This is a genomic window from Oceanobacillus bengalensis, assembly GCF_003628445.1.
Classification (GTDB): domain Bacteria; phylum Bacillota; class Bacilli; order Bacillales; family Amphibacillaceae; genus Oceanobacillus; species Oceanobacillus bengalensis.
Genome location: NZ_RBZO01000002.1, coordinates 108,270 through 121,325 on the forward strand (window position 1 = coordinate 108,270; position 13,056 = coordinate 121,325).

Here is a 13,056-nt window from a genome sequence, read left to right on the forward strand (position 1 = left end):
AGATGTCTGGGATGATTATTCGAGGACTAAAGCAAGGTTCACTGACCACATGGACACTTGGTAAAGTGATTTTCCCGATAACATTAATTGTGACCATCTTACAGTTTACTCCCGTTCTGCCTTGGATTATCAAACAGTTGGAACCAATTATGGGATTGATTGGACTATCTGGTGAAGCGGCAGTGCCATTAGTTTTGGGTAATTTCCTGAATTTATATGCAGGGATTGCTGCCATTATATCGTTTGATTTTACCGTAAAAGAAGTGTTTATGATGGCGATGATGCTGTCGTTTTGTCATAACTTATTTGTTGAATCTGCTGTTGCCACAAAGGTAGGCGTAAAATGGTGGGTAATCATCAGCGTTCGAGGTGGGTTGGCTTTATTATCTGCAATTATTATTAACTTATTTTGGAATGGTGGGGCAGAACAAGCACAATATGGATTCATTTCTTCCTCGGCGACAACACCGACTGGCATTACAGAAATCGCTTTTCATGGATTAGAAACTGCTGTTATTACGATTGGACAGCTGGCATTAATCGTGATTCCTCTTATGGTCATTATGCAAATCCTTAGAGAAAAAGGATGGTTACATGCTTTATCGAATAAATTTGCTCCTTTTATGAAATTACTAGGGATAAATAAAAACGCTTCGATGACGATGGTTGCTGGATTGACGATTGGCCTCGCTTATGGTGCGGGACTTATGATACAGGCAGTAAAAGAAGATGGGGTTTCGAGAAAGGATATGACGTTAGCACTTATTTTCCTTGTTGCATGTCATGCTGTTGTGGAAGATACGCTTATCTTTATCCCACTAGGAATTCCAGTTCTACCATTATTAATTATTCGCTTAACGACAGCAATCTTATTAACAATGATCATTGCCTTTTTCTGGAATAGGGCAGATAACAAAAGAAAGGAAGCAGCAAATGAGCATTCATACCATACTATTTGATTTAGATGGTACATTAATTGATACCAATGAATTGATTATCGAGTCATTTAAACATACGTTTAATCATTATAATCTTGATTACACGAGAGAAGAAATCATTGAATTTAATGGTCCGCCATTATACGAAACGTTTAAAAATATTGATCCCGATCGTATAGATGAAATGATTGATGTGTATCGCGGGCATAATTTACAAGTACATGATCAATATGTTGAGGCTTTTCCTAAAGTAGTAGAGACATTGGAGGAATTAAAAAAACGTGAAATAAAACTAGGTATTGTTACAGCTAAGATGATGGACAGTGTTGGAAAAGGAATCCGTATAGCAGGGTTAGAAGGTATGTTTGACACCATTGTTTCGTTAGATGATGTCACACATCCAAAACCACATCCAGAGCCTGTTTTAAAGGCAATGAAAGCACTTGATGCGAAAGCGGGAACAACCCTTATGGTTGGCGATAACTCACATGATATTGAATCTGGACAAAATGCAGGAGTTAGAACTGCTGGTGTTGCTTGGTCATTTAAAGGAAAAGATAGGCTACTAAAGCTAAATCCTACTTATATGTTAGAAGAAATGACAGATCTTCTCGCAATCATTGGAGAGTAGAAAATGAGGAGAACCAACAGGTACCCTGTAAATGACGCAAATTCCTTGTGGCAAATATACAAAACGGTCTCCTTCCTTAAAGTGTTTAAGAATACACTCATTATTATAATTGCCAGGTACACGCCGTTTATGAAAGTGAAAAATTGGCTTTATCGTACCTTTCTTAAGATGAGGATTGGCGATAAGACTTCTTTCGCTTTCATGGTTGTACCAGATATTATGTTTCCAGAAAAGATAACAGTTGGGAGAAATAGTATTATTGGATATAATACAACAATCCTTGCACATGAATATTTAATTGATGAATATCGTGTTGGTGAGGTAATCATTGGTGATGAAGTAATGATTGGTGCCAATTGTACCATTCTTCCAGGTGTTTCCATTGGCGATGGTGCGATCGTTTCGGCAGCAACACTTGTACACAAAGATGTCCCTGCCGGTGCCTTTGTAGGTGGTAATCCGATGAAAGTTATTTATACAAAAGACGAGATGGAAGCAAGAAGAAAGAATTCTCTCCTTTAGAGGTGATAGAGATATGGTCATTCAAGCGGGTGTACTGCCTGCAGTTAGAAAAATGAAAGATTTTGAAAAAGCCTTAGAAGATCCTAGTGAAACGATTGTTTTGTTAGACACAAGGTTAAGTCAATTAAAAAGTATGGTTGATTATGCAAACCGAGAAAAGAAAAAAGTACTTATTCATTTCGATCTAATTCATGGGTTAAGAGCCGATAGTTATGGAATGGAATTTCTAGTTAGGGAAATTAAACCAGAGGGTATATTATCGACAAGAGGAAATGTAATCGACCTAGCGAAGAAAAATAAACTTTTAGCTATTCAGCGTATTTTTTTATTGGATAGCTTAGCTTTAGAGAATAATTTGAAGCAAATAGAAAGGTTCAGGCCAGATTGTATTGAAGTGTTGCCAGGAGTTATACCAAAAATGATAGATAAAATTTATCATCAAACCAATATCCCAATTATTGCAGGTGGATTGATTTCAAGTATCGATGATGTAAAAGGTGCATTAGATGCAGGTGCCCAAGCTGTAACTACTTCAAATACTGAATTATGGGGTTATAAACATTAGAAGTGTTAAACATGATAGCTCCATTTCTTTTCAGTTTGATAGGGTAATAAAAAAGTATTGACAACGTTTTCAATTACAGGTATTATTGAAAATAAGTTAATGTTTGTGACGGAGATTTGGAGAGCCACGTATGAATCGTACTTAATCATAAGTACGCTTTTAAGACGTGGCTTTTTTTTCGTTTTCTGAATATTGATTGGTCTTTCAGAATAGTACTAGGGGGAATGACGTATGTCTGAGTTTTTAGCAGAGTTAATAGGAACGATGATTGTGATTATATTTGGTGGTGGTGTAGTAGGAGGGGTTGTGCTTAAGAAAACGAAGGCAGAGAGCGCCGGGTGGATCGTCGTTACGATTGGCTGGGGATTAGCTGTAACAATGGCTGTATATGCAGTAGGGGAGTTTTCGGGAGCACATGTAAATCCAGCTGTTACATTGGGGTTTGCAGTTGTAGGTGAATTTCCTTGGGCTAAAGTACCAATCTATCTTTTAGCTCAATTTATTGGTGCCTTTATTGGTGCTGTTATTGTATTTTTAAATTACTTGCCACATTGGAAAGAGACGAAAGATCAAGCAGCAAAGCTGGGAGTATTTGCAACAGACCCTGCAGTAAGAAGTCCGTTTTCCAATTTAATAAGTGAAATGATTGGGACATTCGTGCTAGTATTAGGATTATTGTTTATTGGAGCAAATGATTTTACAGATGGTTTAAACCCACTAATTGTTGGAGCTTTAATAGTGGCTATCGGAATGTCTCTAGGAGGTACAACTGGGTATGCAATTAACCCTGCGCGTGATCTTGGCCCAAGAATAGCTCATGCATTACTTCCGATACCAGGAAAAGGATCTTCTGATTGGAGCTATGCATGGATTCCAGTAGTAGGACCGATTATGGGCGGAATTTATGGTGCGGTATTCTATCATGGATTGTTTTTAGGTGATTTCTCTGTATTGTTCTGGGTATTAAGTGCAATTGTTTTCATACTTATTGTAGGAGCAGTTATTATGGAACTAAAGAAAAATGCTTCATTAGAAATAAAAGAAGAAAAGGTTATCTAAAAGGGAGAGAGTATAATGAGTGAAAAATATATATTATCGTTAGATCAAGGGACAACAAGTTCAAGGGCAGTACTATTTAATCATCAAGGGGAAATCGTAGAAACAGCTCAAAAAGAATTTGAGCAGTTTTTCCAAAAACCAGGTTGGGTGGAACATGATGCGAATGAAATTTGGACTTCTATTTTAGCTTGTATCTCTGACGTATTACGAAAAGCAGATATAAGTCCAAGTCAAATAGCAGGAATCGGCATAACAAATCAACGCGAAACAGCTGTCGTTTGGGATAAGAATACAGGGAAACCGATATATAAGGCAATCGTTTGGCAATCAAGGCAAACGGAGGAAATATGTAAAGAATTAGCTGAACAAGGCTATGAAAAAATAATTAGAGAAAAAACAGGTTTATTAATTGATCCATATTTTTCTGGGACGAAAGTAAAATGGATTCTCGATAATATAGAGGGTGCAAGAGAACAAGCTGAAAACGGAAATCTATTATTTGGGACAATAGATACATGGCTCGTCTATAAACTTTCAGGTGGAAAAGCACATATCACCGACTATTCAAATGCTTCAAGAACATTGATGTTTAATATTTACGATTTAAAATGGGATGATGAACTATTAGACATCCTAACTGTTCCAAAAAGCATGTTACCCGAAGTTCGTCAGTCTTCTGAAGTATATGCAAATACAGTTGATTACCATTTCTATGGTCTTGAAATTCCAATTGCCGGAATAGCTGGTGATCAACAGGCAGCACTTTTTGGGCAAGCATGTTTCGAAAAAGGAATGGCAAAAAATACGTATGGTACCGGTTGCTTCATGTTAATGAATACGGGAGAAAAAGCTGTAGAATCTAAACATGGATTGCTAACAACTTTAGCATGGGGTGTTGATGGTAAAGTTGAATATGCGCTTGAGGGAAGTATTTTTGTTGCTGGATCAGCAATTCAGTGGTTACGTGATGGATTAAAAATTATTGAAAATAGTTCGGAAAGCGAGGATTTTGCAACGAAAGTGGATTCAACAGATGGTGTATACATGGTACCAGCTTTTGTTGGACTAGGAACACCTTACTGGGATAGTGATGCAAGAGGTGCGGTATTTGGTTTAACACGAGGAACGACAAAAGAACACTTTATACGAGCTACATTGGAGTCACTTGCATATCAAACAAAAGATGTATTGGATGCAATGATTGCTGATTCTGAAATTGATTTAAAGACGCTTCGTGTAGACGGTGGTGCGGTAAAGAATAATTTCTTAATGCAATTCCAAAGTGATATTCTTGGGGTACCGGTAGAACGACCGGTTGTACAAGAAACGACTGCACTTGGGGCTGCCTATCTTGCAGGATTAGCTGTTGGCTATTGGAAAGACAAGAATGAGATAGCAAAACAATGGCAGAATGAAAATACGTTTGTGAATCAGATGGGAGAAGAAGAAAGTAATAAGCGATACGCAGGATGGAAAAAGGCTGTACAGGCAACAAGAGTATTTAAATAGAAAATTTGTATATACTATGCTAGAAAAGTATGTTATAATAAAGACAAGTTAATATATTGGACGGAGATATGGAGAAACCGCAGCAACTAGTGCTATTATGCATTAGTTTGTTTGCGGTTTTTCTTTTTTTCTCTCAATATGAAGAGGAGTGAATGATAATGACTATATTTTCAAGTTATAAAAGAAATGAAATACTAAATACATTAGAAGATGAAACATTAGATTTACTAGTGATTGGTGGGGGAATTACTGGTGCTGGTATCTCGTTAGATGCAGTAACTCGTGGATTAAAAGTAGGTTTAGTAGAAATGCAGGATTTCGCTGGTGGAACATCTAGTAGATCGACCAAACTTGTTCATGGAGGACTCCGCTACTTGCAACAATTTGAAGTGAAAATGGTTGCTGAAGTTGGAAAGGAAAGAGCAATTGTATATGAAAATGGACCACATGTAACAACTCCCGAATGGATGTTGCTGCCTTTCCATAAGGGAAGTACGCTTGGTCCTTTTACTACAAATATTGGATTACGAGTTTATGACTTTTTAGCAGGAGTGAAAAAGAGTGAACGCCGTAAAATGTTTAAGCCAACTGAAGCATTAAACAAAGAACCATTGGTAAAAAAGCAAGATTTAAAAGGTGCTGGGTATTATGTGGAGTACCGTACAGATGATGCACGCCTAACGATTGAAGTAATGAAAAAAGCAGTTGAAAAAGGTGTACATGCAATTAACTACGCCAAAGTGGTAGAATTTATTTATAACGATAGCAATAAGGTTATTGGTGCAGTGGTAGAAGACCAAATAAATGGAGAAAAACATACGATTTATGCGAAGAAAATAGTTAATGCTGGTGGTCCTTGGGTGGATGATTTAAGGGAAATTGATGGCTCGAAACAAGGCAAGTCACTACATTTAACGAAAGGCGTTCATTTGGTATTTTCTAAAGAGGTATTTCCATTGCAACAAGCGGTTTACTTCGATACACCAGATGGAAGGATGATCTTTGCTATCCCGCGTGAAAATAAGACATATGTCGGAACTACCGATACAACCTATACAGGTGATATTAGTCATCCATTGTTAACAGTAAAAGACCGTGATTATATACTAGATGCGATTAATTATATGTTCCCAGAGGTAAATATTAAAGCCGAACATGTAGAGTCGAGTTGGGCGGGACTTAGACCTTTAATTGCTGAAGAAGGAGCAAATAGCCCTAGTGAAATTTCTCGAAAAGATGAAATATTTATCTCTAAATCTGGGTTGATATCAATGGCTGGTGGAAAGTTAACAGGCTACCGGAAAATGGCGGAACAAGCTGTCGACACCGTTGTTAACAAATTAAAAGAAGAAGCAGGAATCCTTTATTCGAAATCGGATACAAAAAATTTACCGATATCTGGTGGAGAAGTAGGCGGATCAGAAGGCTTTGAGAATTTTAAGCAAACCAAAGTGAAAGAAGGAGTAGCATTAGGTTTACAAGAGGCGGAAGCGATGGAACTAATTCAAAAGTATGGGGCAAACGTTGATAAAGTCTTTGAAATATATCAAAGCACGAAGCATAAAGCGAAAGAGGAAAATATCGATCCAATCGTCTTTGCCCGCCTTCACTATGCGATAGAATTTGAGTTAACCTATAAACCAGTTGACTTTTTTATTCGGAGAACAGGCGCTTTATTTTTCGATATTAATTGGGTATATGCACACAAGGATAATGTTATAAATTACATGTCTAACGTTTTTGAATGGAGCAATGAACAGAAGGAATCCTACAAGTTAGAATTAGACCAATTATTACAAGAAGCAGTAACACCCGTTCAATAATCTACAAAAACAAGTTAATCGTTGCGATTAACTTGTTTTTTAGTGTTTTACATGTTTGACAGAACAGTTTCAAAAGTTTAATGGCTATATGATTAATTTTTCAACTATGGTATACTTTGTACGGTATAAACATGTAGAACTTTGTCATAGTAATGAAAAAAAGACGACACTCGTTAAATGAGGATACAAATATATGATATTGAATCATTATTCCATGATTACATGAACAGACCCGATACCATTGTTGATCGTTTAAATTAGGGGGATATGCATGCCACAGGTCGAGAAAAAAATAAATAAAAAAGTAAGTAAAATTATTCCTTTCATTCCAGATGGGGACTTTTACTTTACAAAAGGTGTAGAAGCTTTCCAAAACAGGAAATTCGATATTGCAATTAAGTGGATGAAAAAGGCAGTAGATATGAAACCAAAGGAGCCACTCTATCTATGTCAATTATCCGTTATTTATACAGAAGTTGGTGCATACCATTCTGCGAATCAATTATTAACAGATGTATTGCACACAACCAATTATATTGATTGTTATTACCTTATTGCAAATAATTATGCGCATTTAGGGTTATTAAATGATGCCAAAAAATATGCAAATTCATACCTTGAGAAAGAACCTGATGGTGACTTTAGTGAGGATGCAAAGAATCTATTGCATGTAATTGAATTTGATGACGATGAAGATGATGAATTTGAATTGGATGATGAGGATGAACTTCTTATTTACCAGGAAACTGCTTTTTATCATATGGAAAAGCAGGAATGGGAAGAAGCAATTCCTGTCCTTGAAGAAATGATGATGATATTTCCAGAATATGCAATGGCAAAACATGACTATTCGCAAGCACTATTTTTCTCAGGGAACCAGGAAAAAGCAGTAAACTTCCAGCTTGATATGTTAAAGGAAGATCCAAATTCGTTGTACTGTCATACGAATTTAGCTTTGTTTTATTATGAACAAAATAATAAAGAAGCATACACAAAACATATTCAGGTATTACGAAATGTATACCCGATTCATGAACAGCAAAAGCTACGAATAGCTGTCACATTTGCTAGGACGGCGCAATATGAAGAAGCTTATCATCGCTTCTTGTCGCTTACAAAGGGTAAATTAAAAAATCATTCTTCTTATTTTCGCTGGTATAGCATTTCCGCATACCATATAGGAGAACCGTCGAAAGCACTTGCTCTATGGGAGGAAGGGTGTAAACGACATCCATATTTGGCGAAAGAATCTGGTCCGTGGAATGCTTAAATTAAATGGCTCTTGTTGTTATTATGAGCAATTTTGAGTAAGCACATGACTGATTCCGTTACTGTAAGCGAAGGCGATCGCCGGGATGGTGTGGAAATGTATGATCTTAAATCATTAGTGAGCAGAATAGTAGACGAAAGAAGCCTCCATTATATAAGCTAGAGGTGACTTCATTAATAGAATAGAACGTAAAGGGTGATAACATGTCCGAGGAACTGATCTATGATGTAATTATTGCTGGAGCTGGTCCAGCAGGAATGACGGCAGCTGTTTACGCATCTCGTGCTCAATTATCAACGTTAATGATAGAGCGTGGAATCCCTGGTGGGCAAATGGCAAACACAGAAGATGTAGAAAATTATCCAGGTTTTGACTCGATATTAGGACCAGATTTATCCAATAAAATGTTCGAGCACTCCAAAAACTTCGGTGCTGAATATGCTTATGGTGATATAAAAAGTGTAGAAGATCATGGGGATTATAAATTAATCAAAGCTGGAAATAAAGAATATAAGGCCAGAGCGTTAATTATTACAACTGGTGCTGAGTATAAGAAACTTGGTGTAGAAGGGGAAGATGAGCTAGGCGGCCGTGGTGTATCTTATTGTGCGGTTTGTGATGGTGCATTTTTCAAAAAGAAAGAACTTGTTGTTGTTGGTGGGGGAGACTCTGCAGTTGAAGAGGGCGTATATTTAACACGATTCGCAGATAAAGTGACTATTATTCATCGCCGAGATGAATTACGAGCACAAAAGATTCTTCAACAACGCGCTTTTGATAATGAAAAGATTGATTTTATTTGGGATACGGTTGTTAAGAAAATTAATGGTCCAGAAGGAAAGGTAAGCAGTGTTACGTTAGAAAATGTAAAAACAAAAGAGGAATATGATTTCGAAGCAGATGGTGCCTTTATTTATATTGGTATGGTGCCATTAAGTGAACCCTTTAAGTCGCTTGGAATAACTAATGACGAAGGATATATACCAACAAATGAAGATATGGAAACAAATGTAAAAGGTATTTTTGCAGCAGGAGATATCCGTGAGAAACAGTTAAGACAGATTGTTACTGCTACAGGTGACGGTAGTATTGCAGCAGAATCAGCGATTAAATATGTGGAAGAACTGGTTGAAGGGTTACAGACCAGTAATTCGTAATAAAAAGGGAGATTCTATTAGACCTTTTGACCTCCCTTTTTAATTTTTTAACTCAGTTTTAACGCTGTTGTAATACCTTCGAAATATTCGAGAGGTATACTATAAATAACTAATTGACCCCCTTTTAATAAATAGATTAGTTTTTTGCACAGATGATTTTTCATCTGTGCCTTTTTTGTTTTATAAAAAGCTGTGATCCAAAAAAACGTTCGCAGATTTAATTGATAGTAGAAATAAACTTCTGCGTAAGAGCTTTGTTGATTCCGCTACGGGCAGTACGCTTTCCGCGGGCACGGCTTCAGCCCTCCTCGCGAGCAAAGACCGCTCACTGCGGGGTCTTCAAAGCGAAGTGTCTTTCCGGAACGACGTGATTCGCACAATACTCTGAATTAAAGAAATCAATAGTCTATACATTTTCTGTCACAAACTAGATTAATTGCAAGTAGAAAAAAGCAGCAAATTATGCAAATGGCGCATTGTCAAAAGAAGGTAATAAAGAAATGAGTCTTGCCTAATGGAAGTTTACCTTGCTTCATAGTATAATAAAAGAAGAAGTGTAGAAAAAGACGACGGTATACAGATAACAAAGCGTAAGATGCGTAAATCGTGAATAATCAGCCTCTAAATTAGCTGTATTTATAAAGGGGAGATATATTATGAGTAGTAATACAGGAACGAAATTAGTAATTATAACAGGAATGTCTGGTGCAGGGAAAACAGTCGCAGTCCAAAGCTTTGAGGATTTGGGCTATTATTGTGTCGACAATTTGCCTCCTACTTTACTACCGAAATTCCTTGAATTGATGAAAGATCAGGCAAACACTATTCAAAAAGTTGCACTTGTAATGGACTTACGTGGTCGAGAATTCTTTGATTCTTTATTCGAAGCGCTTGACACTTTAGGCAAAGAGGATTGGCTTGATGAACACATTCTTTTCCTTGATGCAAAAGATGAGAAACTTGTTAGTAGATATAAAGAAACTAGAAGAGCGCACCCGTTAGCAGTTGGTGGGCTTCCACTTAATGGAATAAGACAAGAGCGTGAAATTTTAGATGAATTAAGAGGAAGAGCACAGCGTATAATTGATACAACAAACATTAAGCCGAGGGAACTACGTGAAAAGATTGTAAAAATCTATTCAGAAGATAAACAAGAAATTTTTTCCGTTCATATGGTTTCTTTTGGATTTAAATATGGCATACCAATTGATGCAGACACAGTTTTTGATGTCAGGTTTTTACCGAACCCTCATTATGTCCCAAACTTACAGCCCCTAACTGGTTTAAATCAAGATGTATCCTCCTATGTTTTTAAATGGTCTGATACACAAGCATTTATTGCAAAAGTGTTAGATCTACTAGAATTCATGCTTCCACAGTATAAAAAAGAAGGAAAGTCTCAGCTTGTCGTTGGAATTGGGTGTACGGGTGGACAGCATCGATCTGTAGCTTTGGCAGAGCATATTGCAAAAGAACTGTCAGGTAAAAATTATATTACACATGTTAGTCATCGAGATATTGATAAAAGGAAGGAACATTAATTATGACAGATGAAAAGCTGCCACGGGTTGTCGTTATCGGAGGTGGGACAGGGATGCCAGTCCTCCTTAGAGGACTTAAAAATCTACCCATTAGTTTAACAGCACTTGTTACCGTGGCTGATGATGGTGGTAGTACTGGGCGAATTAGAAATGAAATGGCAATCCCTGCCCCTGGAGACATAAGAAACGTGATTGCAGCTCTGTCTGACGCTGAACCAATGTTGCTTAATCTATTCCAGCATCGATTCTCTGTTGGTAATGGCCTTTCTGGACATTCAATGGGGAATCTCCTATTAGCTGCTATGACCTCTATTACTGGTGATTTTTATGATGGGATAAAGGAAATCTCTCGTGTACTTAATGTGAAAGGAAATATCTATCCTATCTCTAATCAAAATATGTCTTTAAATGCGGTGTTTGAGGATGGTTCCATTGTCCGTGGAGAATCAAATATTCCATTAGTAAATAAACGAATTGACCGTGTCTTCTTAAACCCAGAATCGATACAACCATTACCAAATGCTGTACGTGCAATTGAACAGGCAGATTTAGTTGTTATATCACCTGGAAGTTTATTTACAAGTATTATGCCAAATTTAATTATTCCACAAATCGATATTGCCTTAAGGAAAACACAAGGAAAGGTTGTCTATGTGTGTAATGTAATGACACAAGCAGGCGAAACAACAGGCTTTTCTGCATCTGACCATGTGCAGGCAATTAACAACCATATTGGTGAGGGATGTCTTGATGCGATCATTGTACATAATGAACCAATCGAGAAGTCTGTAAGAGCGGTGTATGCAGAAGAAAATGCTGAACCAGTTATATACGATATTGAAAAATTAGTAAACATGGGCATAGAGATAATCGAAGGAGATATTATAAATCACTTCCACACGACGGTTCGCCATGACAAAGATAAAATTGCAAAGTTATTGTACTCCATTTTGAAAAAGTAGTGCATTTATTAATGTTTAGGGAGGGGGATACACATGTCCTTTGCATCAGAAATAAAGAAGGAATTAACAACATTTGAAGCGGATGACTGTTGCTTGCAGGCAGAACTTGCAGCACTTATTAGGATGAATGGGGTTATTTCCCTGTCGAGACAACAGTATACCCTTGATGTACAGACAGAGAATGCAGCAATTGCTCGGAGGATTTATACACTAATTAAAACAATGTATGATCATCCAGTAGAATTGCTTGTACGAAAAAAAATGAAATTGAAGAAAAATAATGTATATATTGTTCGCTTAAAAGAGAAGGTCCGGGATTTTTTAGATGGGCTTAAAATAATGAAAGATTCATATACTATCATTCCGAATATTTCAGAAAAATACCTTCATAAATCTTGTTGTAGAAGGGCCTACTTACGTGGGGCCTTTTTAGCAGGTGGCTCCGTGAACAACCCAGAGACATCCTCGTATCATTTAGAAATCTTTAATGACCATGAAGAACATAATGAAGCTTTATGCAAGCTGCTAAATAGCTATGGTCTTAAGAGCCGTACATTAGAGAGGAAAAATGGATATATTGTCTATATTAAAGAAGCAGAAAAAATTACAGAGCTGTTAAATATAATTGGTGCTCATAATGCATTGTTTAAGTTTGAAGACGTTCGTATTGTCCGTGATATGCGAAACTCGGTTAATCGACTTGTGAATTGTGAAACTGCAAACTTAAATAAAACGATAGGTGCGGCTTTCCGTCAAATTGAAAATATTAAATTAATCGAGAAAACGGTAGGTCTGGATCAACTTCCAGAAAAACTACAAGAAATAGCCAAACTACGCGTGCAACATCAGGACGTATCCTTAAAAGAGTTGGGTGAACTAGTGATGAGTGGAAAGATTTCAAAATCTGGTGTCAATCATCGCTTAAAGAAGATTGATGAATTTGCCGAGAAAATTAAGCAAGGCGACGTAATTTCTTAGTGAAAATAATGTGTCTACCGGTAATATGGAAAAGGCTAGTAGGGGAGAAAATAATCCTTACTAGCCAATTAAAATTAAAAAAAGAAAAATTTCCTTTTAGA

12 protein-coding genes are annotated in these 13,056 nt (G+C 36.9%); all 12 read left to right on the forward strand.

What is annotated here, in order from left to right; all coding sequences use genetic code 11:
• Positions 1 to 2 precede the first annotated feature (2 nt).
• The 12 genes from D8M05_RS02215 to whiA all read left to right on the forward strand — a co-directional run bounded on the left by D8M05_RS02215 (position 3) and on the right by whiA (position 12,955).
• Positions 3 to 959: a nucleoside recognition domain-containing protein gene (locus D8M05_RS02215; protein WP_121128222.1), complete on the forward strand. Its 957-nt coding sequence runs from the start codon at positions 3 to 5 to the stop codon at positions 957 to 959.
• Positions 934 to 1,569, forward strand: a complete 636-nt coding sequence (gene ppaX / locus D8M05_RS02220; protein WP_121128224.1) for a pyrophosphatase PpaX — start codon at positions 934 to 936, stop codon at positions 1,567 to 1,569. Before D8M05_RS02215 ends, ppaX begins: the two co-directional genes overlap by 26 nt.
• 3 nt (positions 1,570 to 1,572) lie before the next feature.
• The gene (locus tag D8M05_RS02225) at positions 1,573 to 2,091 is read left to right on the forward strand and encodes an acyltransferase (RefSeq protein WP_121128226.1); all 519 of its coding nucleotides are present in this window, start codon (positions 1,573 to 1,575) and stop codon (positions 2,089 to 2,091) included.
• Positions 2,092 to 2,104: 13 nt separating this feature from the next.
• Positions 2,105 to 2,656 (forward strand): glycerol-3-phosphate responsive antiterminator, encoded by a 552-nt coding sequence (locus D8M05_RS02230; protein ID WP_121128228.1) that lies wholly within the window; start codon positions 2,105 to 2,107, stop codon positions 2,654 to 2,656.
• Between the two features lie 231 nt (positions 2,657 to 2,887).
• Positions 2,888 to 3,715: an MIP/aquaporin family protein gene (locus D8M05_RS02235; RefSeq protein ID WP_121128230.1), complete on the forward strand. Its 828-nt coding sequence runs from the start codon at positions 2,888 to 2,890 to the stop codon at positions 3,713 to 3,715.
• 15 nt (positions 3,716 to 3,730) lie between these two features.
• Positions 3,731 to 5,224 carry a glycerol kinase GlpK gene (gene glpK / locus D8M05_RS02240; protein ID WP_121128232.1) on the forward strand — a complete coding sequence of 498 codons (1,494 nt, stop codon included), beginning with the start codon at positions 3,731 to 3,733 and terminating at the stop codon, positions 5,222 to 5,224.
• A 158-nt stretch (positions 5,225 to 5,382) separates the two neighbouring features.
• Positions 5,383 to 7,047, forward strand: coding sequence for a glycerol-3-phosphate dehydrogenase/oxidase (locus D8M05_RS02245; RefSeq protein ID WP_121128234.1), 1,665 nt, complete (start codon positions 5,383 to 5,385; stop codon positions 7,045 to 7,047).
• 271 nt (positions 7,048 to 7,318) lie between these two features.
• Positions 7,319 to 8,317 carry a tetratricopeptide repeat protein gene (locus D8M05_RS02250; RefSeq protein WP_121128236.1) on the forward strand — a complete coding sequence of 333 codons (999 nt, stop codon included), beginning with the start codon at positions 7,319 to 7,321 and terminating at the stop codon, positions 8,315 to 8,317.
• A gap of 203 nt (positions 8,318 to 8,520) precedes the next feature.
• A complete protein-coding gene (gene trxB, locus D8M05_RS02255; RefSeq protein ID WP_121128238.1) occupies positions 8,521 to 9,474 on the forward strand; it encodes a thioredoxin-disulfide reductase in 954 nt (317 codons plus the stop codon).
• Positions 9,475 to 10,130: 656 nt separating this feature from the next.
• The gene (gene rapZ / locus D8M05_RS02260) at positions 10,131 to 11,015 is read left to right on the forward strand and encodes an RNase adapter RapZ (RefSeq protein ID WP_121128240.1); all 885 of its coding nucleotides are present in this window, start codon (positions 10,131 to 10,133) and stop codon (positions 11,013 to 11,015) included.
• 2 nt (positions 11,016 to 11,017) lie between these two features.
• The gene (locus D8M05_RS02265) at positions 11,018 to 11,977 is read left to right on the forward strand and encodes a gluconeogenesis factor YvcK family protein (protein ID WP_121128242.1); all 960 of its coding nucleotides are present in this window, start codon (positions 11,018 to 11,020) and stop codon (positions 11,975 to 11,977) included.
• Between the two features lie 33 nt (positions 11,978 to 12,010).
• Positions 12,011 to 12,955 carry a DNA-binding protein WhiA gene (gene whiA, locus D8M05_RS02270; RefSeq protein ID WP_121128244.1) on the forward strand — a complete coding sequence of 315 codons (945 nt, stop codon included), beginning with the start codon at positions 12,011 to 12,013 and terminating at the stop codon, positions 12,953 to 12,955.
• Positions 12,956 to 13,056: the final 101 nt, after the last annotated feature.